At 68.5% G+C, this 21,195-nt stretch carries 21 protein-coding genes; 1 reads left to right on the top strand and 20 read right to left on the bottom strand.

Going from position 1 to position 21,195, the window contains the following annotated elements; all coding sequences use genetic code 11:
- Positions 1 to 47: 47 nt before the first annotated feature.
- The 20 genes from hypD to cbbR form a co-directional block, all read right to left on the bottom strand.
- Positions 48 to 1,184, bottom strand: a complete 1,137-nt coding sequence (gene hypD, locus TSB10GB4_RS13390; protein WP_186387458.1) for a hydrogenase formation protein HypD — start codon at positions 1,182 to 1,184, stop codon at positions 48 to 50.
- Positions 1,181 to 1,471: a HypC/HybG/HupF family hydrogenase formation chaperone gene (locus tag TSB10GB4_RS13385; RefSeq protein ID WP_186387457.1), complete on the bottom strand. Its 291-nt coding sequence runs from the start codon at positions 1,469 to 1,471 to the stop codon at positions 1,181 to 1,183. The genes hypD and TSB10GB4_RS13385 overlap by 4 nt, the downstream gene beginning before the upstream one ends.
- A 3-nt stretch (positions 1,472 to 1,474) precedes the next feature.
- Positions 1,475 to 2,962, bottom strand: a complete 1,488-nt coding sequence (locus TSB10GB4_RS13380) for a sigma-54 dependent transcriptional regulator (protein ID WP_186396159.1) — start codon at positions 2,960 to 2,962, stop codon at positions 1,475 to 1,477.
- Between the two features lie 13 nt (positions 2,963 to 2,975).
- A complete protein-coding gene (gene hypB / locus TSB10GB4_RS13375) occupies positions 2,976 to 3,896 on the bottom strand; it encodes a hydrogenase nickel incorporation protein HypB (protein ID WP_186396158.1) in 921 nt (306 codons plus the stop codon).
- A complete protein-coding gene (hypA, locus tag TSB10GB4_RS13370; protein ID WP_050474652.1) occupies positions 3,896 to 4,237 on the bottom strand; it encodes a hydrogenase maturation nickel metallochaperone HypA in 342 nt (113 codons plus the stop codon). Before hypA ends, hypB begins: the two co-directional genes overlap by 1 nt.
- On the bottom strand, positions 4,230 to 5,123 hold the full coding sequence (locus tag TSB10GB4_RS13365; protein WP_186396157.1) for a HupK protein: 894 nt from the start codon (positions 5,121 to 5,123) through the stop codon (positions 4,230 to 4,232). Before TSB10GB4_RS13365 ends, hypA begins: the two co-directional genes overlap by 8 nt.
- A complete protein-coding gene (gene hybE, locus TSB10GB4_RS13360; protein ID WP_186396156.1) occupies positions 5,123 to 5,980 on the bottom strand; it encodes a [NiFe]-hydrogenase assembly chaperone HybE in 858 nt (285 codons plus the stop codon). Before hybE ends, TSB10GB4_RS13365 begins: the two co-directional genes overlap by 1 nt.
- Positions 5,977 to 6,813, bottom strand: coding sequence for a hydrogenase expression/formation protein (locus tag TSB10GB4_RS13355; RefSeq protein ID WP_186396155.1), 837 nt, complete (start codon positions 6,811 to 6,813; stop codon positions 5,977 to 5,979). The genes hybE and TSB10GB4_RS13355 overlap by 4 nt, the downstream gene beginning before the upstream one ends.
- A complete protein-coding gene (locus TSB10GB4_RS13350; protein WP_186387451.1) occupies positions 6,810 to 7,241 on the bottom strand; it encodes a hydrogenase accessory protein in 432 nt (143 codons plus the stop codon). The genes TSB10GB4_RS13355 and TSB10GB4_RS13350 overlap by 4 nt, the downstream gene beginning before the upstream one ends.
- A gap of 5 nt (positions 7,242 to 7,246) precedes the next feature.
- Positions 7,247 to 7,567 (bottom strand): HypC/HybG/HupF family hydrogenase formation chaperone, encoded by a 321-nt coding sequence (gene hypC, locus TSB10GB4_RS13345; protein ID WP_186396154.1) that lies wholly within the window; start codon positions 7,565 to 7,567, stop codon positions 7,247 to 7,249.
- Positions 7,567 to 8,184, bottom strand: a complete 618-nt coding sequence (locus TSB10GB4_RS13340) for a HyaD/HybD family hydrogenase maturation endopeptidase (RefSeq protein WP_186396153.1) — start codon at positions 8,182 to 8,184, stop codon at positions 7,567 to 7,569. Before TSB10GB4_RS13340 ends, hypC begins: the two co-directional genes overlap by 1 nt.
- A 270-nt stretch (positions 8,185 to 8,454) precedes the next feature.
- Positions 8,455 to 9,183 (bottom strand): Ni/Fe-hydrogenase, b-type cytochrome subunit, encoded by a 729-nt coding sequence (gene cybH, locus TSB10GB4_RS13335; RefSeq protein WP_186396152.1) that lies wholly within the window; start codon positions 9,181 to 9,183, stop codon positions 8,455 to 8,457.
- A gap of 10 nt (positions 9,184 to 9,193) precedes the next feature.
- Entirely contained in the window at positions 9,194 to 9,763 is a 570-nt protein-coding gene (locus TSB10GB4_RS13330) for a HupE/UreJ family protein (protein WP_186396151.1), read from the bottom strand.
- A 13-nt stretch (positions 9,764 to 9,776) separates the two neighbouring features.
- Entirely contained in the window at positions 9,777 to 11,567 is a 1,791-nt protein-coding gene (locus tag TSB10GB4_RS13325) for a nickel-dependent hydrogenase large subunit (protein WP_186396150.1), read from the bottom strand.
- Positions 11,568 to 11,571: 4 nt separating this feature from the next.
- Positions 11,572 to 12,657: a hydrogenase small subunit gene (locus TSB10GB4_RS13320; protein ID WP_186396149.1), complete on the bottom strand. Its 1,086-nt coding sequence runs from the start codon at positions 12,655 to 12,657 to the stop codon at positions 11,572 to 11,574.
- A gap of 203 nt (positions 12,658 to 12,860) precedes the next feature.
- Positions 12,861 to 15,131: a carbamoyltransferase HypF gene (gene hypF, locus TSB10GB4_RS13315; RefSeq protein WP_208984767.1), complete on the bottom strand. Its 2,271-nt coding sequence runs from the start codon at positions 15,129 to 15,131 to the stop codon at positions 12,861 to 12,863.
- Between the two features lie 185 nt (positions 15,132 to 15,316).
- On the bottom strand, positions 15,317 to 16,744 hold the full coding sequence (locus TSB10GB4_RS13310) for a nickel-dependent hydrogenase large subunit (RefSeq protein ID WP_186396147.1): 1,428 nt from the start codon (positions 16,742 to 16,744) through the stop codon (positions 15,317 to 15,319).
- Positions 16,741 to 17,733, bottom strand: a complete 993-nt coding sequence (locus tag TSB10GB4_RS13305) for a HupU protein (RefSeq protein WP_186396146.1) — start codon at positions 17,731 to 17,733, stop codon at positions 16,741 to 16,743. The genes TSB10GB4_RS13310 and TSB10GB4_RS13305 overlap by 4 nt, the downstream gene beginning before the upstream one ends.
- Positions 17,730 to 19,064, bottom strand: coding sequence for a sensor histidine kinase (locus TSB10GB4_RS13300; protein WP_186396145.1), 1,335 nt, complete (start codon positions 19,062 to 19,064; stop codon positions 17,730 to 17,732). The genes TSB10GB4_RS13305 and TSB10GB4_RS13300 overlap by 4 nt, the downstream gene beginning before the upstream one ends.
- 68 nt (positions 19,065 to 19,132) lie before the next feature.
- Entirely contained in the window at positions 19,133 to 20,080 is a 948-nt protein-coding gene (gene cbbR / locus TSB10GB4_RS13295) for a LysR family regulator CbbR (RefSeq protein ID WP_186396144.1), read from the bottom strand.
- A gap of 98 nt (positions 20,081 to 20,178) precedes the next feature.
- On the opposite strand from cbbR, the gene TSB10GB4_RS13290 reads away from it, so the two are divergent.
- Positions 20,179 to 21,189 carry a class 1 fructose-bisphosphatase gene (locus TSB10GB4_RS13290; protein ID WP_186396143.1) on the top strand — a complete coding sequence of 337 codons (1,011 nt, stop codon included), beginning with the start codon at positions 20,179 to 20,181 and terminating at the stop codon, positions 21,187 to 21,189.
- Positions 21,190 to 21,195 lie beyond the last annotated feature (6 nt).

The raw sequence follows: 21,195 nt of genomic DNA, 5'->3' as shown, positions 1-21,195 counted from the left end.
TCCTGCTCCCGCCTTCCGGTCACTGTCTCATCTGTACGCCGCCCGCCTCAGGAGGCCAGCGCCCGCGCCCCGCCATACTGCCAATAGGCGGCACAGGCGCCTTCCGAGCTGACCATCAGGGCGCCGAGCGGCGTCTCCGGCGTGCACTGGGTGCCGTAATTGGGGCAGGCCGTCGGCTTGATCCGGCCGGTCATGACCGCACCGCAGGCGCAGCCTTCCGGCTCGGCGATGCGGCGGCTCGCTGCGCCGTATCCGACGCCGAACTTCGCCTCCGCATCATAGGCCGCATAGGCCGGGCGGATGCGCAGGCCCGAGGACTCGATCTCGCCGAGGCCGCGCCACTCGAAACTCGGTCGCCGCTCGTAGACATCGGCGATGGCGGCGAGGCTGGCGGGATTGCCCTCGCGCGGGACGACGCGGGCATACTGGTTCTCCACCTCGGCCCGCCCCTCGGCGATCTGCCTCAGCACCATCAGCACCGACTGCAGTAGGTCGAGCGGCTCGAAGCCGGCGACGACGATCGGCTTGCCGAACTCCTGCGCGATGAACGCATAGGGCTCCAGGCCGATCACCATGCTGACATGGCCGGGACCGACGAAGCCGTCGAGCCGCATGTCCGGATCCTGCAGCAGGGCGCGAATGGGCTCCGGCACGGTGATGTGATTGCAGAAGACCGAGAAGTTCTCCAGCCGCTCCCGCGCCGCCTGCTGCAGCGCCAGCGCCGTCGAGGGGGTGGTCGTCTCGAAGCCGAGGCCGAAGAAGACGACCTCCCGGTCCGGATTGCGGCGGGCAAGCTCAAGGGCGTCGAGCGGCGAATAGACCATGCGGATATCGGCGCCGCGCGCCTTGGCCTGCAACAGGCTGCCACGGGAGCCCGGCACCCGCATCGCATCGCCGAAGGTGGTGAAGATCACGTTCGGCCGCTCGGCGATCTCGATACATTCATCGACACGGGTCATCGGCAGCACGCAGACCGGACAGCCGGGACCATGGATGAACTCGACCCCCTCATGCACCAGCTTGTCGAGCCCGTAGCGGAAGATCGCATGGGTGTGGCCGCCGCAGATCTCCATGATGTGCAGGGGGTTCTCCCGCGTGGCGCCGATCCGCTCGACAAGCCGGGCGATCTCGGCGAGCACGGCCCGCGCCGCCAGGGGATCGCGAAACTCCGAGGCAAACTTCATGTCCGTTCCTCCAGGGCGCGCTGGCCCTCCGCCATCGCATCGAGGGCTTCCTGCACCTCGCCGAGGTCCCGCAGGGCCGCAAGCGTCCGGGCTGCCTCGTCCTCGTCGATCAAGGCCATGGCGAATCCGACATGGATGAGCACCCACTTGCCCACCAGGCTGTCGAGCGAGGTGCCCATGACGCAGGCGACATTGACCTCGCGCCGGACACCGGACACTTCGGCAAGCGCCATCAGCCTGGCGGGATCGGTGATCGCGACGATCTGTCCGGGAATGCCGAGACACATGGTCTAGTCCTCCTCTTCTTCGCCGCGCCCGCTCGGGTCGACGATGCCGTAGCGGTCGAGCTTGGCCCTGAGGCCGACCCGGCTGAGGCCGAGTTCCGCCGCCGCCCGGCTCTTGTTCCAGCGATGGCGGGTGAGGGTCTCGCGCAGGATGCGCGTCTCCACCTCCTCCACCCGTTCCTTCAGCGTCGTGTCGCCGGTCAGGACCATGTCGAGCGCTGCGTCGCGCTCGGCCTGGAGCGCGCCGGGCATCGCCTGCAGGATGTGGCGGGAAATCAGCTCCGCCCCCAGCACGTCGTCCTGGGCAAATACCAGCATGCGGGTGACCTCGCCGGTCAGTTCGCGCAGATTGCCGGGCCAGTCATAGGTCTCCAGGAACTCCAGCGCCGCATCGGTGAAGCCGCGCACCGGCTTGCCATGGGCGATGGAGAGATCGGCGGCGATCTGCTGCGCCAGGATGGCGATGTCGCAGCGGCGCTGGCGCAGCGGCGGCACGACGATGCGTCCGACGGCAAGCGCATGATAAAGGCCCGGCAGAAACTGGCCTTCCGCCACCCGTGCCGCCAGTTCGTTGGTCGCCCCCGAAATCAGGCGGACATTGGTGTCGATGAGTTCCTGCCCGCCGAGCGGCGTGAACGTGCCTTCGCCGACGACACGCATCAGCGCCAGTTGGATCTCGGGCGAGGCCGTCTCGAGCCCGCTCAGATAGAGCGTGCCGCGATCGGCCCGCTGCATCAGCCCCACGCGATAGGTCCCGCCCGGCAGCGCGCCGCGCTTGGCCCCGAACAGGTGCAGCGCCGCCAGGTCCGACGGCACGCCGGTCAGGTCGAACGTGTAGAACGGCTTGTCCGAGCGCAGCGAGCCCAGATGCATCGCCCGGGCGATCCGGCTCTTGCCGGTGCCGGCTTCGCCGGTCAGCAGCACCGGCAGGTCGAAGCTGGCATAGCGCCGCGCGTGATCGATCACCTGGTTCATCGGGGAGGCCGGGGCGCAGCTTATGGTCTCGAAGCCCGCCCCCTCGCGCAGCGCCTTGCGCCGCCGCTCCAGCCGCTCCTTCGCGGTGTTGGTGAGGTAGCGCATTTCCAGCACCAGCCGCTCGTTCTCGCGGGCAAGCTGGAACAGGCGCACCGCGTTGCGCGCGGCGACCATCAGGTGGTCGGGATGCCAGGGCTTGGTCAGGAACTGGTGGATGCCGGCGTCGTTGATCGCCGCCATCATCGCGCCGGGATCGGTATAGCCGGTGATGATGACGCGCACCGTCTCCGGCCAGCGCTCCCGCACATCCGCCAGAAACTCGACGCCGGAGCGGCCGGGCATGCGCTGGTCGCAGAAGATCGCGTGCACCCACTCCTTTTCCAGCGTCTGCAGCGCCTCCTCGGCGCCCGGCGCCGTCAGGATGTCGAACTCGTCCTCGAGCGCCATGCGCATCGCGGTCAGCGAATGCGGCTCATCGTCGACGAGAAGCAGGGTTGGACGGGATGCGGGAGCGTTCATCTCGCGCGGTCCTTCACGAGGCCCTGGCCAGGCGCTTTTCGGCGCGGCGGGCGGCGAGCCAGGCGAGCCAGGCGTCCATCCCCTCGCCGGTGCGGGCGGAGACGAACAGCACCTCGATCAGCGGGTTCACCCGTTTCAGGTTCGCCTCATAGGCCTCCAGCGAGACGTCGCAATGCGGCGCGAGATCCGTCTTGTTGACCAGCGCAAGACGCGCGGCGGTGAACATGTCGGGATATTTCAGCGGCTTGTCCTCGCCCTCGGTCACCGAGAGGATCGCCACCTTGGCATCCTCGCCGAGATCGAAGGCCGCCGGGCAGACCAGGTTGCCGACATTCTCGATGAACAGCAGGCTGTCGGGCGCGAGCGGCAGGTCGTCCATCGCGTGACCGACCATATGGGCATCGAGATGACAGCCCTTGCCGGTGTTGATCTGGATCGCCCGCGCGCCGGTCTCGCGGATGCGGTCGGCGTCGTTCGAGGTCTGCTGATCGCCCTCGATCACGGCGAGCGGCGTCGTTCCGAGGTCGCGGATGGTGCGGCACAGCAGCGTCGTCTTGCCGGAGCCGGGCGACGACACGAGGTTGACCGCGTAGACGCCGAGCGCCTTCAGCACCCGCCGGTTGCCGGCGGCGTGGCTGTCGTTCTTCGACAGGATCGCGGTTTCCACCGCGATCAGCCGCTCCTGCGACAGGCCGGGCACGGAAACGCCCGCCGGCCCGGTGCCGTAGTGATGGTGGTCATGATCGTGAGCGCCATGGTGGTGATGATCATGGTCGTGGTGGTCATGAGGATGGTGATCGTGATGGTGGTGACCATGACCATGCCCATGATCCTGATCGTGAGAATGGTCGTGGGAATGGTCATGGCGGTGATGATCGTCGATCGGCACGCCGTCCTTCGTCACGCTGTCGCCGCAGCCGCATACCGTGCACATCAGTTCACCTCCAGATCCTTGATCCGCATTTCGTCCCCGCCGACAGGCAACAGCCGCCCGCCGCCACAGCGCGGACAGGGCGCCAGCCGGTCGTCGAGATCGACCTCGGCGGCGCAATCGAAGCAGGTGGCCCGGCCGGGCAGGTCGATGATCTCCAGCCGGGCACCGTCCGCGACCCCGCCCCGCATCACCACATCGAAAGCAAAGTCGAGCGCGGCCCGCTCGACGCCGGCGAAGCGCCCGATCTCCAGCCGCACCACGGCAACGCGCGAAAAGCCATGCGCCTCGGCCTGCCCTTCGATCACCTGGCGGATGCCTTCGCAAAGCGACATCTCATGCATGGGCCGCCTCCTCCACCTGGAACCGCTCGCACGGGTTGAGCAGCGCAACCACCAGCGGCGCGAGGGACCGGCGCGACGGGGCGAGCCGCGCCAGCGCGCGCTCGATCGCCCCGCCGGGCGCGGTAAGATCGTCCGTCGGCGTCAGCCGGTCGAGCCCGGTCAGCAGACCGCCGCTCGCGGTCGCCGTCAAGGCATAGGTGCCACGCGCGGCCGGCACCAGCGCGCAGGACGGGGCGGCCAGTCCGGCGGCGAGGTGTCCGGGCACCGCCAGCGCCAGCAGGTCGGCCACCAGGCCGAGCGCCTGCCACAGAGGCCCGTGACCGTGGCACCGGGCGGCTTCGGCCAGCATCGGATGCGTTGCCACCCGCGCCGCCGGCACATTCAGCGCCGCGCCGGGGCACGGCGGCGCGCCGCGGCCGAGCGGCGGCAGGCCCGGATCGGCCTCCCCCGGCGGAAAGGCGTCGGCGATGCGCCGCATCAGCGGCGACACGCCCTCACCCGACGCCAGCCAGCCCGGCAGGTCGCCCGCGGCAAAGCGCTCTCCCGCCCCGCCGAGCAGGGCGGCTTCGAGATCGCCGCGGGGCGGGGCCTGCGGCGCAAGCCCCAGCAGCGGCGGCAGATGAACGAAGAGCTGGGCGAGGTGATCGGTCCGGATCTCGGCCGCAAGATCGGCCGGATCGGGCGCGCCGAGCCCGAGAGCAAGGTCCAGCGCGCCCAGATGGGCGCAGCGGCACAGGCCGAACAGGCAGCCAAGGAGCTGGCGCGCCTCGGCCACCGGGCGGCCGAGCAGCAGGGCCTCCACCGGCATGGCGGGCGCGCGGGCAAGACGGGCGTCAAACCCGTCCCCCCGCCGTGCCAGCACGATGGTCAGCCCCTGCCCGCTCATCACCCGTCGCGCTCCCCCGTTTCGGGCGTCGCGGCAACAGGTGCGGGCTCGCCGGCAAGGCCGGCAGTGATCAGCCGACGCCGGCTCGGCGCCGTCTCCCTCACGCCCTGCGTCCCAGCGGGATCCTCCTCGCTCCCCGCCTCGGACGTCTCGGGCGGCGGCGCCAGTTCGGCCTCGCGCGCCGCCCGGATGTCGGCCGCGCGGTTGGTCTCGTCCCGGTTGGCCGGATCGAACAGCGCCATCATCACCGCCCGCGCGACGTCCTGCGCCTGCATCTGGCTGTTGAAGTCGCCCATCGGCGAGAACAGCGAACAGGCCTTGTAGCCGCCGGTGAGATCGCGCCGGTTATGCAGGAATTCGTAGTCGCCGGAGGGGAAAGCGATCACCTCCTTCGTGCCCTGGACCAGCTCGCTCCAGTCCTCGCCCGGTCCCGGCAGCAGCACCAGGTTCATGAACCAGGGCGTGATCAGCACGCCGAGCGGCCGTCCCTCATGCAGGCGAAAGCCGATCGCCTCGACATGCAGCGCCTGATTGATCAGCGGCACGTCGCGCATCTTCGACAGCCAGACGTCCTTGAAGTCGGCGACCAGCATCGCCGTGCGTCCGGCGATGTCCTGCTCGGCCAGCAGGGCCGGCGAGCCGGGGTCCTCCCGCACCATGAACTGGTGCTTGGGGGCATCGCAGCCGGGACACTTCCAGTCCTCCGGCAGCGCCTGGAACGGGGTGCCCGGCAGCACCTGCCGCGTGTCGTCCCCTTCCGCCGGATCGTAGGGCGTCCAGCAGATCTTGCATTCCATGATCGCCAGCGGACTGATCCGGTCGTTGGCGCCGAGATAGGATCCCTCGAACCGGGTCATCGGATCGCCTCCAGAACCTCACGGATGCGCCCGCCGCTGTCGGCAAGGTCCTCCGGGGCGGCGAGCGCCACTTCAGGAATGGTCGTCACCTCGAACGTGTCGAGGATCAGCGCGTCCATCGAATTGAAGAACTGCACCCGCCAGACCTGCGGCAGGGCGCAGGCGCTGATCCGGCAGTTGCCATAGCCGCGCGACAGGATGGTGACCGCCCCTTTGCCGAGCGCCGCATCCAGCCACAGGAGATCCTCCTCCGTATGCGGCAGAAGCGAGAGATTGACCACATGCGGCAGCCGGCCCGGCTGCCAGCTCGCCGACTGGTCCGCCAGTTCCGCCAGCAGGGCGGGCGCATTGACGACGCCGGCCGGGCGCGGCGCGGAGAGCATCGGCGCCGGGGCGCCGCCGCCATGGGCGCGCCGGATCGCCTCGGCCGGGACCGGTCCGACCTCGATGCGGTCGATGCCGGCCCCCGCCAGCATCCAGACCCCGGCGAAGACGCTTTCCTGGACCATCAGGGCCGGCACGCCCCTCAGCTTCATCGACACTTCGCCCTGGCCGAGCGTCTCGGCCATCAGCGCCCGGCTCGCCGGGTCCATGCCCGACAGGTCGAACTCGGCGCGCTCGCCGCCGGCGGCGGCGGCGATCTCGCAGGCTCCGGCGATGTCGGCCAGCGTCTTCAGTGCCGGCGTGACCTGCGAGGGATCTCCCACCTCGGGCAGATGCGGTACATAGGTGCGCATGCCCGACGGCAGCGCCATATAGGACAGTTCCTCGTCGTCGTCGGGCTGGGAACCGGGTCCGAATCCGATCGGGGGGAACAGGAATCCGTTGCTCATTGCATCCGCTCCGGGGTTCTGAGGCCAAGCAGGCGCGGCAGGTGCACCATGTAGTCGTCCCAATCGCGGATCTTCTGGATCGATCCGAGATAGGTCCCTTCCGCAAAGAACAGGAAGCCCGGCGTCTTCAGGGCGTTGAAGGTCTCGCGCACCTGCGCCTCCACTGCGTCGTCGACGAGCGCGCAGTCGAACACGCCCTGAAACGCCATGCGCAGTTCCGGCAGGACCACCGCCGCATCGGCAGTCTCCAGGTTGCGGGCCGGATTGCCGGGAACGAGAAGGCAGTGGGTTCCGGGCCGGGCCGTGAAGGCCGAGACCTCGTCCAGGCTTGCCAGCAGCGGCCAGCCGAGATCGTCGACGAGGCGGCGCAGAAGCGGGTGCGAGAGAGAGGCGCCGGAGGCAAGGGCGGCGCCGGACGGATCGTGCATGAGGATCATCCCTGGCTGTGACCGGCCGCGAGAGCGGCCTGAAGATGGGGCGGCAGTTCGGGTTCCCGCGCGTCCAGGTCGGCAAAGGCCGCGCCCGGATCCTGGCCGGCCATGACCCGCCGCAGGCCCTCAAGCGCGGCGGCGATCGCCGTCGCCTCCTGCGCTGCGATGATCTCGCGGGCCGTGCCAAGAAAGCAGAGAAGCCAGTCGCCCGCCTTCGCGTCGGGCGTCAGCGAGAGGTCGATCAGGGTCTCCCGGCCGTCGATCATCGCCGTGCCGGCGATCCCGTCACGAGAGACGAGCCGCGCCGGCTCGCCGATGCACATCACAGGCTCCCGGGGAAGAAGCGGGCGTCGCCGGTGCGGCAGGCCTCCTCCGCCGAGGGACGCCCCTGCTCATAGGCGGTGCGGCGGATCGAGGGATCGGCAAGGTCGGCGGCACTGCGGCCGGCGGCGACCTCCACACCCCAGGCGGCCAGTTCGGCGCGGGCAAGGTCCAGCGCGCCGGGAATGGCCGCGGCGACCTGCGGCCGCAGACCGCCGCCGTAATCCTCCAGCTCCACCGGCTGGCAGCCGATCAGCGTGAGCTTGTGCGGACAGCGCCCGAGCAGTTGCGCGGTGGCGATCACATCCTGGAAACCGGTCTGGTGAAGGCTCATCTTCCTGGCGCCCATGAAGGCGGGCACCTCGTCGCCGCGCACCAGCTTCAGCGTGCCGGGCTCCAGGCCGTAATCGATGGCATCGAAGACGAGAAGGGCCTCCGCCTCCTCCAGAAACGGCAGGAGATAGAGCCCCTGGGTGCCGCCATCGAGCAGGCGGACGCGCTCCGGCAGGGCGACGCTGGAGGCCAGCGCCTCGACGCAGCGCACGCCGAAGCCTTCGTCGGCCCACAGGACGTTGCCAATGCCCAGAACAAGAATGGAAGATGGTTCGGTCGCTGGCATGTCCCCCTCCCCGGAACGGTGCTCGCATGCGGGCTTTCCGCCCTTTGAGGGAAGACTAGGCCAACCGCCGGTTCGGCGGCAGGTTTTTCAGCGAACCGGCAATAAATATTATTTATCAATTGCTACAAGGAGATAGGCGGGTTTTTCGCCCCTCGCGACAACAATAAGCCGCAAATCATTCTTCCAAAATAGACAATCGATGGAAAGAAACCTTCCATCCCATCGGCGTGAGTCGGGTGACGGCATTCCGCCGCCACCCGGACGGGATGTTCAGTCCGTGCGATCGTCCTTGAAGGTCCTGTGGCCGGAGATCATCGTCGAGACGATCGATTGCCGGCTCATGATGTCCTCGCGGATCGCGACATAGATATGCACGATCATGAAGATCACGATCCACCACATGCCGAGATGATGCAGCGTGTGGAGCCGCTGGGTGTTGCCGACAAGGCCGATGACCCAGCCGAACAGATCGTCGTACAGCGACCCCTGGCCCGCCCCTTCCGCGTAGAGCGCCATGCCGGTCACGATCATGAAGCTGATGCCGATCGTGATGAAGAAGAACATGGCGAGCTGGGCCAGCGGGTTGTGGCCGACATATTTCTTCGGCTCGCTCTCCAGGAACAGGTACCAGCGGATCTCGAACCAGATCTCGCGCCACCAGTGCCCGTTCAGCACCGGCAGGTAGAAGAGCTGCCGGGCATGGTGATTGCCGAAGATCGCCCAGTAGATGCGACCGAGAAAGCCGACGGTCAGGATCATCCCCGCGGCGAAATGCGCGAAGCGGATATAGCCGAAGAGGAACTGGTCATAAGCCTCGTGCTGGCCGACCGAGGGCGGCGGGCTGCCGATGAAGTATCCGGTCACGCACAGGACCAGGATCGCCGCCGCATTCACCCAGTGCCAGATCCGCACCGGCGCCTCGTAGACATAGACCGATGGCTGCCGCTGGGCCGTGGCGAGTTCCGCCTCCAGCTCGAGAGCATGGCTGTCCTTGCTCATGTCTGCCTCCTCATGATGCGGCCAGCAGCAGGCCGGCGACAGCGATGGCGCCGCCCAGGGCGCGCTGCAGCACCAGCTTGCCGGCGATGCCGCGCGCGATACCGATGCCCGCCACATGCAGAAGCGAAGTGGCGATGACGAAGCCCGCGACATAAGCGATGGCTCCGCCCTCCGCCTCGCTGGCATGGGCATGGCCGTGACCGAGCGCGAAGAAGCCGATCGCGACGAGCGCCGCGACCGTGAGCGCGGCCGGCATGTCCGGTTTCGCCACCAGCACCAGGAGGCCGAAGATCACCACCGAGGCGAGGATCAGCGCCTCGACGGCCGGCATGGCGATCCCGGCGAAGGCGAGGCCCGCCCCCGCCAGCATGGCGCCGAGGAAGGCGGCCGCCCCGCCCCAGGGATGCCGGGGCAGGGCAAGACCCGACCAGATGCCGACCGCCACCATCGCCAGCAGATGGTCGAGGCCGAGGACCGGATGCAGGAGCCCGGCGAGGAGACCGGAGGTCTCGCCATGGCCGGTATGGGCCAGGGCCGGGGTCGACAGGAGCAGGGCTCCCAGAAAGACTGCGTAATTCATGGGGTTCCCTCCCTCAGCGGACCTTGACCGTGGTCAGCGTGTCGCCGTCGGGCGACATCACATGGGTGGAGCAGGCCAGGCACGGGTCGAAGCTGTGCAGCGTGCGCAGGATCTCCACCGGCTCGTCGGGGCGCTCCATGTAGGTGTTCATGAGCGAGGCCTCGAAGGCGCCGATATTGCCCTTGGTGTCGCGCGGGCTGCCGTTCCAGGTGGTGGGAACGACGCACTGGTAGTTGTCGATGCGGCCGTCCTTGATCCTGATCCAGTGGCCGAGGGCGCCGCGCGGCGCCTCCGTCATGCCCACGCCCTTGGCCTCCTTCGGCCAGGTCTTCGGGTCCCATTTCTCGACATTGGCCGTCGACTGATCGCCGTTCTTGATGTTGGTGATCATCTTGTCGAAGAAGTATTTCTGCAGGCGCCCGCAATATTCGGACTCCAGCGCCCGCGCCGCGGTGCGTCCCAGGGTCGAGAACAGCGCGGAGACCGGCAGGTTCATCGTCCTGAGCAGGCCGTCGACCTGGTTCTTGATGTCCTCGTGCCCCTTGGCATAGCCGACGACATAGCGGGCCAGCGGGCCGACCTCCATGGCATGGCCGCGCCAGCGCGGCGCCTTGATCCAGCTATACTTGGCGCTCTCGTCCAGTTCCTCGATGTTGGTGCGGGTGCCCTTGGCCTTCGGGCCGAGCTCGTATCGCGGCTCGGTGACGCCGTCCCAGGGATGCAGGCCCTTGCCGGGCTCCGCATAGGTGTACCAGCTATGGTCGACGAACTCCTGCACCTGCTCGGGATCGCGCGGGTCGACGTCGTGAACCTCGTTGAGGTTGCCGTTGATGATGGCGCCGCGCGGCAGGTGCAACTGCCCCGCATCGAAATTGTTCGGATGCTCGGGGATGTCGCCATAGGCAAGCACCGCCTGGCCCGACAGGCCGCCGCCATAGAGCCAGTTCTTGTAGAAACCGCCGATGGCGATCACGTCGGGGATGTAGACATTGCGGTTGAACGTGTTGCACAGGTCGATGATGGAACTGACCATGTTCAGCCGTTCCATGTTGATCGCCCCGACTGCGCCGACGCCGTCGATGTTGATCGGGCACGGAACGCCGCCGACCAGCCAGTTCGGATGCGGGTTCTTGCCGCCGAAGATGGTGTGGACCTTGACGATCTCCTTCTGCAGGTCGAGTGCCTCCAGATAGTGGGTCGTCGCCATCAGGTCGGCTTCCGGCGGCAGCAGATAGGCCGGATTGTCCCAGTAGCCGTTCTTGAACAGGCCGAGCTGGCCGGATTCGACGAACTTCTTCAGCCGGTTCTGCACGTCGCGGAAATAGCCGGGCGACGACAGGGGATGGCTCGGGCTGACCGCCTGCTGCAGCTCCGACGTCGCCTTCGGGTCGGCCCGCAAGGCATTGATCGGGTTCACCCAGTCCAGCGCGTGCAGATGGTAGAAATGCACCACGTGATCGTGGATCTGCAGGTTGAGCTGCATAATGTTGCGGATCGAGTTGGCGTTGTCGGGGATGGTGATCCCCAGCGCGTCCTCGACCGCGCGCACGCTGGTCAGCGCATGGGTGCCGGTGCACACGCCGCAGATGCGCTCGGTGAAGGCCCAGGCATCGCGCGGGTCGCGTCCCTTGAGGATGACTTCGAGGCCGCGCCACATGGTGCCGGTGGACACGGCGTTTCGGATCACGTTGCCTTCGTCGACATTGACCTCGCAGCGCATGTGACCCTCGATCCGGGTCACCGGATCGACGACGATGCGCCGACCCGAGGTGTCAAGGTTGAAACCGTTCGGAGTTGCGGTCATCGTTTCAAGCCTCCACCTTGTCCTGGGTCTTCTTCTGCGCGCGCTTCAGCGCCGAGACCGCCGCATGCACCGCCACGGCGCCGCCGACGACGCCGGCGGCCGTCATGCCCACCTGATCGGCATTCGCCTCGACACCGAACTGCTTGATGTTGGTCAGCCGGTCATAGAAACTGCCCTGATCCCAGAAGCCGTCCTCCGAACAGCCGATGCAGCCATGGCCCGACTGGATCGGGAAGGAGACACCCTCGTTCCAGCGGATGGTGGAGCAGGCGTTGTAGGTGGTCGGTCCCTTGCAGCCCATCTTGTAGAGGCAGAAGCCCTTGCGGGCGCCTTCGTCGTCCCAGGTCTCGACGAACTGGCCGGCGTCGAAATGCGGCCGGCGATAGCACTTGTCGTGGATGCGCTGGGAATAGAACATCGCCGGGCGCCCCTGACGGTCGAGCGTCGGCAGCCGGTCGAAGGTCAGCATATAGGTGATGACGCCGGTCATCACCTCGGCGATCGGCGGGCAGCCCGGCACCTTGATGATCGGCTTGTCGAGGATGACCTTGTGCACCGGCGTCGCGCGGGTCGGGTTGGGCGCCGCCGCCTGCACGCAGCCATAGGAGGCGCAGGCGCCCCACGAGATGATCGCCTTGGCATGCTCGGCCGCATGGCGCAACTGGTCGACGAACGGCTTGCCGCCGACGATGCAGTACATGCCGTCCTCGTTGAGCGGCGGATTGCCTTCGACGGCGAGGATGTAGTTGCCCTTGTACTTTTCGATCGTGTCCTGCAGCGCCGCCTCAGCCGCATGGCCGGCCGCCGCCATCAGCGTGTCGTCATAGTCGAGGCTGATCATCGACAGCACCACATCCTTGGCCAGCGGATGGGCCGAGCGGATGAAGCTCTCCGAACAGCAGGTGCATTCCAGGCCGTGAATCCAGATCACCGGGGTGCGCGGCTTGGTCTCCATCGCATGGGCGATCTTGGGGACGAAAGACGGCCCGAGGCCGAGCGCAGCCGCCGTCAGGCTGCAGTATTTCATGAAGCTTCGCCGGGTAATGCCCTGGCGCCGCATCACGTCGTAAAAGGTTTCGACTTGCGACAAGGTGTCCTCCCTCGGTGCGTGAAATGTCGTGTTTCGACCGTACCGAGAGGATGATGTCGTGCCGGCCCCTCCCCGCGCCTGCAGAAAAACACCTGACGCAGAAATAAAAATTACCTTTTTGATATCAACAGCTTGATCCGATTTTTCGGATTTTTAGCGTCCGACGCATGTCAAGCCCCTGACCGCCGGACAGGGCCAGGCGGTCAGCCCGCTTCCGCTCCGGCGCGGGCAAGGCAGACGAGGGCCTGCCCCAGGGCAAGGCCGCCGTCATTGGCCGGAACCTGGCGGTGGACCAGCACGGGCAGGCCGGTCAGTTCGGCCTGACAGGCCTCCAGCAGCCGGGCATTCTGGAAGCAGCCGCCGGTGAGCGCGACGGCCCGCGCCCGTCCCGTCTCGACGAGATCGCGGGCAGGCGCGCAGAAGGCGCGGGCGAGCCCTGCATGAAACGCGCCGACGATCCGTGCCGGGGAGGTGCCCCCCGCCAGATCCGCAAGCAGGGCGCGGATCATCGGCGCGGGGTCGATCTCCCCCCCGCTCACCGCGAACGGATAGGCGGGCGCGCTCACCGCCATCGCCTCCAGCCGCATCGCCGCCTCGCCCTCGTAGCTCTGCGCGTCGGGGCAAAGGCCGAGAGCGGCGGCAACCGCATCGAACAGGCGCCCGGCGGAGGAGGACAGCGGCGCGTTGACGCCTGCACGCATGGCGGCGCGCAGTTGCTCCACCGGCCGGCCGGCCATCAGCCGCTGCGCCAGATCCTCCGCGCCGCCGGAGAGCTCCGCCTGGTCGAGGCGCGCCAGCAGGTTGCGCCAGGGCTCCAGCGCGGCGCGGTCGCCACCAGCCAGCGGAGCGGGGCGCAACCGGCAGATCCGGTCGAAATCGCCATAGTCGCCGAGCAGCACCTCGCCGCCCCACAACGTGCCGTCGGTCCCCAGGCCGGTGCCGTCGAGCACGATCCCGGCCACCGGCCCCGCATCCGACGGCCAGAGATTGTCGGCAAGGCAGGCGGCGAGATGGGCGTGGTGATGCTGGACGCGGGTCACCGGCAGGCCCATCGCCTCGCCCGCCTGGCTTGCCCGATAGTCCGGATGCAGATCGATGGCGACCCGGTCGGGCCGATGGTCGAACAGCGCCGTGCAGTCGGCGATGGCCTTGTGGAACTCGTCCAGCGTCAGGGCATCGTCGAGATCACCGAGATGCTGCGACAGCAGCGCCTGGCCGTTCTTGACGAGGCAGACGGCGCCCTTCATCTGGCCGCCCAGCGCCAGAACCTGCGGTCCGGCGCCGAAACCGGGCGGCAGGGGCAGCGTGCCGGGAACCCGGCCGCGGGCGCGGCGCAGCACCATCGGCGGCTCGGCTCGCTCCACCCCATCGTCGAGACGGCGCAGGATGTCGCGGTCATGCAGCAGGAACCCGTCGGCAAAGGCGGCAAGCTTCTCGCGCGCCTCGTCGTTGCCGATCACCTGCGGCTCGCCAGAGAGATTGCCCGATGTCATCACCAGCACGCCGCCGAACGCGGCGAGCAGCAGATGATGCAAGGGCGTGTAGGGCAGCATGACGCCGAGCAAGGTCATGCCCGGCGCCACCGCTTCCGGCAGCACCCGGCGAGAGGGGACCAGCACCACCGGCGCGGCCGGATCGCGCAGCAGCGCCAGCGCCGCCGGCGACAGATCGGCCACCGCCGCAAGATCCGCCTCCGCGGCCATCAGCGCGAAGGGCTTGGCCGGGCGGCGCTTGCGCCGGCGCAGCAGGGCGAGACTGTCGGCATTGCCGGCGTCGCAGGCCAGGTGAAAGCCGCCAAGCCCCTTGACCGCGACGATCCCGCCCGCCCGCAGCCGCTCCACCGCCAGCGTCAGGGGATCGCCGGGACGCTCGCGCCCGCCCTCCTCGTAGCACAGCCTCGGCCCGCAGGCCGGGCAGGCGATCGGCTGGGCGTGGAAGCGCCGGTCGGCGGGGTCGGAATACTCCGCCGCGCAATCCGGGCACATGGCAAAGACCGACATGGCGGTGCGGGCGCGGTCATAGGGCAGGCTGCGCAGGATCGAATAGCGCGGCCCGCAATGGGTGCAATTGGTGAAGGCATAGCCCCGGCGGCGGCCCGGCTCGACGATTTCCGCCGCGCAGGCGGCGCAGGTTGCCGCATCCGGCGTCACCCGGGTCTCGGCGCCCGAACCGGCCGAGGCGCGGATCTCGAAGGTCGGCGGTAGGTCGTCGAAGCGGGCGGGCCGGCACTCGACCGCGTCGACGCGGGCGAGCGGCGGCGCCTGCGTCCGCAACGCCAGAGCGAAGGCGTCGAGACCCGGTCCCTCGCTGTCCGGCTTGTCGATGCCCGGTCCGGCGGCATGGATCAGCACCCCTTCCGGATCGTTCAGCACGAAGCCGCGCAGGCCGTGTCGGCGGGCCAGCGTCCAGACGAAGGGACGGAAGCCGACCCCCTGCACCTGGCCACGCACCCGGATGATCCAGCCTTCGACCATGACCACCTCCCGCTAGTGTGGTGAATTTGAAATACGCCTCATTTTTGCAGCGTGCCGGTGAGCGTATTTCAAATTCGAAAACCACATTAGAAACATAGACTTGCTGGTCACCCTCTTGAATCTGAAGTTCGTCACATTACTCGACAGGCTCTGAACGAACTTCAGATTCAAAAGGGTGACTGGCGTCAGTGCACGGTGCAGACCATGCAGGGATCGAAGGAGCGAACCACATGCTGGACCGCGACCGGAGTGCTCTCGCCGTCCTCCACCGGCGTGCCCACCAGCGCCGCCTCCAGCGGCCCCGGAATGCCGGCTGCATCGCGCGGGCTGAAGTTCCAGGTGGTCGGGGCGATGATCTGGTAGCCGGCGATGCGTCCGCCCTCGATCCGCAGCCAGTGTCCGAGCGCGCCGCGCGCCGCCTCCACCAGGCCGACGCCGACAGCGCGCTGCGGCAGGCGGCCGGATACCATGAAGCCGGCGCCCGGCTCGATCGCCGCGACCAGGTGCTCCATCAGGATCTGGGTGCGGGCAATCTCCAGCAGCCGCGCCGCCACCCGCGCCAGAACGCCCCCCTGGTGCGCCAGGTCGAGCGCCAGCGGATGGCCGTCGACCACCTGCCGCGCCAGCGCTCCCGTCTCCATCGGCTGCCCCGACAGGCGCGGCGCCTTGCACCAGCTATAGGCCTCCTCGCGCATGTCCTCGTCGGGAAGGGTCGCGCCGGCCAAGGGGTGCGCGGCGTCGCCCAGCATCCAGGCATGGCTGACATCCTCGATCACCGCGCTCGTATCGAGCGGCCTCAAGCCGCCCTCCCAGACGCCGGGGCGGAACCCGTAGCCGCCCGCCAGCGGATAGGCGCCGAAGCTGAGATAGCGGCCGGCACCGCGCCCCAGCCCGGCAAGCTGCGTGTCGGCGGCAATCTCCAGGAACAGGCCGGCATCGCCGCCGGTCCAGCGCATCAGCTCGTCGGCGGAGGCAAGGTCCGCGAAAGCCTCGACATCAGCCCCGAACACCACCGTCTCCAGATAGCGGCGGAAGGCGCGCAGATGGGTTGCCAGCCGCACCTTGTCGCGCGGGCCGGGCGCGCGGGTGACCCCGCCCGGCTGGATCGCCAGCGTGTGCGGCCACTTGCCCGCCAGCATGCCGAGGATGTGCATCAGCCCCGCCCGCGCCTCGACCGCCGCCCGCTGGGCGCTGCCCTCCATCGCCGTGAAGCGGGACACCGCCTGCCCGTGCCAGGGCCGCGCCGCATAGGCCGGGCGGGTGAAGTCCGGCATGAAGAACAGGTTGAAATGGGTCAGGTGGTCGCTGACATTCTCCACCGCATGGATCAGTTGCGCCACCAAAAGGCCCTGCGGCGAGGGGGCAAGGCCCATCGCGTCCGCCAGCGCCCGGGCGGCGGCGGCCGACTGGCTGATCGAACAGATGCCGCAGATCCGCGGCGTGATGGTGAGCGCATCGCGCGGGTCCTTGCCTTCGAGCATGCGTTCGAAGCCGCGATAGAGCGGCGCGTTGACGCGGGCGCTGCGCACGTGCCCGTCGGCCAGGTCGAGATGCACCTCAAGGTCCCCCTCAACCCGGTTGAAGGGACCGACAATCAGGCGTCCTTCGCTCATCTGCGCGGCTTGCGGATCGTCGGAGGAACCATGACGCGGTCGGCGACCGCATTGCGGGCGATGCGCTGGGGCGTTGCCGCCTTGGACAGCGAGGCCAGCGCCATGAACCAGGCCTTGGGCATGTCGGAGGGCAGGCCGACAGGGATGCCGGCGATCTTCGGCGTCTCGGTGAAGGGGTGGCGCGGCTCCTCGAATTCCGGCGCGGTGCAGGCGATGCAGGGATAGCCGCCGCGCGTGCAGGAGCCCTCCCCGTTCCACGGCCGGATGTTGCAGTCGCCGACCGCCTGGGTACCGACGCAGCCCAGATGCTCCATCATGCAGCCGATCTCGGACAGCTCCCGCGCGCTCGCCTTGTACTCGTAGAACTCGTTCTTCGGGCAGCCGTGATGAACCAGATGGTCGGCATAGAATCTCGGCCGGCCGAGCGAGTCCATGTCGCCGGCGCCGAAGACGCCCGCCTTCAGCAGCAGCAAGGTCTCGCTGACCCAGTCCGGATGGGTCGGACAGCCGGCGACGTTGATCACCGGAAGGCCGAGCCGGCCACGGAAATCCGGCGCCAGGATGCCGCCGGCATGGGCGCCCTCGTATTGCAGCCCGGCCGCGTCGGAGGGGTTGCCGCCGGCAGAGGTGATGCCGCCATAGGCCGCGCAGGAGCCGACGGCGACGACGTGACCGGCAAGCGGGGCGAGCTGGCGCACCCAGTCGAGCATGGAGACGCCCGTCCCCGAGAGCATCTGGTAGCGGCCGGTGCCGCGCGGCCCGCGCGCGATGGCCCCTTCCACGCAGAGGATGTCGAGCGCCAGGCGCCCCTCGACGATATCGCCGAGCAGCGACCTCACTTCGGCGCCCGTCTCCAGGCTGAGCGCGGGATGCCACAGCACCCGCAGGCCCGCGTCGGACAGCAGCTCGAAAACGTTGGGATTTTCCGCGCAGAGCAGCGACATGGTACAGCCGCCGCATCCCGCGCTTTGCAGCCAAAGGAGGTTCATCGCCCGCCTTCCTCCGCCGGGGTCAGATCGAGTTGAAAACACGCGCCGCGGCTCGCCGGACACAGGCGCAGACGACCGCCATGCTCTTCGGCGATCTTGTGGCTGATCGACAGGCCGAGCCCGGTGCCGCTGCCGACCGGCTTGGTGGTGAAGAACGGGTCGAAGATCTCGTGCTGCAGGCTCGCCGGCACGCCCGCGCCGTTGTCGCTGACGCTGACCCTGGCGTAGCCGTCGACCAGTTCGTGACGGATCTCGATCCGCGCGTCCGCCTGCCCCTCCAGCGCGTCGACCGCGTTCTGGACGAGGTTCATGATCACCTGCTGGATGTGCCCCGGCCGGCCGACGGCCATCAGCCGCTCGCGGCCGGAGACCGCCACCGCGACCGGCCGGCGGGCACCGCGCAACACCCAGTTGGCGGCAACCGCCGTCGTCTCGACCAGGTCGAACGGCACCATCTCGCCCGCGCCGTCGGCGGACAGGCGTCGCAGGTCCTCGACGATGTCGCGCACCCGCTCGGCCCCCTCGCGCGCGCCCTGCACCGCCTCGCGCAGGTTGCGCACCTCGCGGTCGAGCCGCAATTGCTCGCGCAAGGCGACGAGTTCCTCGCGCCCCGCCCCCTCCTGGACCCGCTGGAAATAGGTCTCGAACTTGCCGGTGTAGCGCTCCAGCGCATGGGCATTGGCATAGACGAAGCTGATCGGATTGTTGAGTTCGTGGGCGACGCCGGCGAGCAGGCGGCCGAGCGAGGCGAGCTTCTCGTTGCGCACCAGTTGCGCCTGGGCGGCTTTCAGCTCGTCATGGCTGCGGGCCAGCGCCGAATAGGCCTGCCGGAGCTCGCCGACGGAGCGGCCGGACAGGACGAGACCGGCGAGCCGGCCGCGCTCGTCGAGACGCGGAGCGAGGTTCAGCTCCAGCGGCATCGCGCCGGCCTCAGCCACCAGATGCGCCTCGATGGTCTCCGGCTGGCGGGTCTGCATCACCCGCGTCATCGCGCCGGCCAGCGCCGCCTGTTCGTCCCGCGCGAAGAGGCTGGCCACCGGACGCCCGGTCACCTGGTCGTGCTCGACGCCGAGATGACGCAGCAAGGAGGCCGAGGTCTCCTCGATGTCGCCGTTGCGGTCGAGGATGATCAGCACGTCGGACACGGAGGCGAGGATCGAGGCCAGGAACCGGCGCATCGCCTCCAGCTCGGCGTTCTGCCGCTCCAGCCGTTCCTGATACTCGACAAGGTCGGCATAGGTCCGGTCGACGGCGGACAGCACCTCCATCCAGACCTCGTCGCTGAGCGCGTTCGGGCGCTGCGCCGGATCAAGTGATATCTGCTGGGCCATCGTTTCCTCCAGGCGGCACCTTACCCCTCCGGCGCGGTCGTGGAAATGGGCACCGTGCGCCGCTCCCGTCAGCCGTCATCCGAAAGCCCGTGGACAGCCGGCAGATAGGTGCCCTTCAGCCCGAGCACGACCTCGGCGACGGATTTCGCTGCGGGCCGGAGCGGATATTCCGCCCGGTGCACCAGGAACCAGTGGCGCAGGATCGGCAGTTGCGGCGCGGCCAGCATGACCAGTTGTCCGTGGCGCAGTTCCTCCGTCACGGTATGCAGCGACAGGAACGCAAGTCCCAGCCCCGCCATCACCGATTGCTTGATGGTCTCGTTGGAGCCCATCTCCACCAGGCGGAACACCTGCCCGTCGCCCAGCCGGTCGAGATAGCGCGTCATCAGGATGCGGGTTCCCGACCCCGGCTCGCGGGAGATCAGCGTCTCGCCGAGGAGATCTGCGGCGGACAGGGCCGGGCGTCCGGCAAGCGGATGGTCCGGCGGCGCGATCAACCCATGCGGATGCTCGCCGAGCGCCGACGCCTCGACCAGCGGCTGGCGCGGCGGGCGCCCCATGATGGCGAGATCGACCGCCCGGTTCTCCAGGTCGCGGATCACCTGGTCGCGGTTGCCGACGCGCAGCACCAGCTCGATGTTGGGGATCAGCGTGTGCAGGGTCTTGACCAGCCGCGGCGCGAAATACTTGCCCGTCGAGACGACCCCGAGCGTCACCCGCCCGGCCAGCCCCTCCGACAGGGCGCGAATCTCCTGCGCCGCCTGCGTCAGCGCCGTATCGATCCGCACATGGGCGTCCAGCAACACCCGCCCCTCTTCCGTCAGGCTGGAGCCGGCGGCGTCGGAACTGCGCTGCAGCAAGGCAAGGCCAAAGGCCTGTTCCAGCGCCTTGAGCTGGCTGTGCACCGCCGGCGGGGTCAAGCCGAGCGCGGCGCCGGCCGCCGCCATGCTGCCGTGGCGATCGACGGCAGCCAGCGCCCGCAACTGCTTCAGCGTCACCGCGTCCAGATGGTACATTCAAAAAATCCTTTTCAGAAATAAGAATTATTAAATTTTCACGAAAGACCCGGCAAGGCAAGACTGCACGACCAAGGCAGCATATCTGGGAGGAAACGATGCGGCCCGAGGAGCAGATCCTGCCGACACTCGCCGTGTCGGCGGCCTTGCAGGACGTGCTGGAGCGTCTTTGCCGCACCGGCGCGGCCCTGTCCCGCCTCATCGCGGCCGGAGACGCGGCCCGCGATCTCGGCTCGAATTCCGGCGAGGAGAACGCCGGCGGCGACCGGCAGAAGCTGCTCGACGTGATCGCCGACGAGGCCTTCATCGACGCCCTGCGCGGCTCCGCCATCCGCTACCTCGCCTCGGAAGAGCAAGAGGACATCCTGGAGATGTCGGACGGCGGCAGCCTGGCGCTCGCCATCGACCCCCTGGACGGTTCGTCGAACATCGACGTCAACGTCTCGATCGGGACGATCTTCTCGATCTATCCCGCCGAGGGCAGCGCCGAGGCGAGCTTCCTGCGCCCGGCAAACGAGCAGATCGCCGCCGGCTACATCATCTACGGCCCGCAGACCCTGCTGGTCGTCACCCATGGCGAGGGCGTGCTGAAGTTCACGCTCGACCGGGAGCGGAACTGCTTCCGTCCGGCCGCCGCGAAGATGACGATCCCGCCCCGGACCAGCGAATACGCCATCAACGCCTCGAACTACCATCACTGGGACGCGCCGATCCGGGCCTTCATCGACGACATGGTGACCGGCGCCCTCAGCCGCAACGGCCAGGGCTTCAACATGCGCTGGGTCGCCTCGCTGGTGGCCGAGGCGCATCGCATCCTCACCCGGGGCGGGGTGTTTCTCTACCCGGCCGACCGGCGCAAGGGCTACGAGAAGGGCCGGCTGCGCTTCCTCTACGAATGCGCGCCGATCGCCTTTCTGGTCACCCAGGCCGGCGGCAGCGCCACCGACGGCATCGACGACCTGATGCGGCAGTCGGCGGCCGGCCTGCATGCCCGCACCCCCTTCGTTTTCGGCAGCGCGGAGAAGATCGCCCGCGTCACCGCCTATCACGACCTTGCCGAGGCGGGCGATGCCGCCCTGTTCGGCAAGCGCGGCCTGTTCCGGAGCTGACCATCC

The sequence above is a fragment of the Stappia sp. TSB10GB4 genome (assembly GCF_900185745.1).
Lineage (GTDB): Bacteria > Pseudomonadota > Alphaproteobacteria > Rhizobiales > Stappiaceae > Stappia.
The sequence above is the reverse complement of the archived record's forward strand: the minus strand, read 5'-3'. Positions and strand labels throughout refer to the sequence as shown.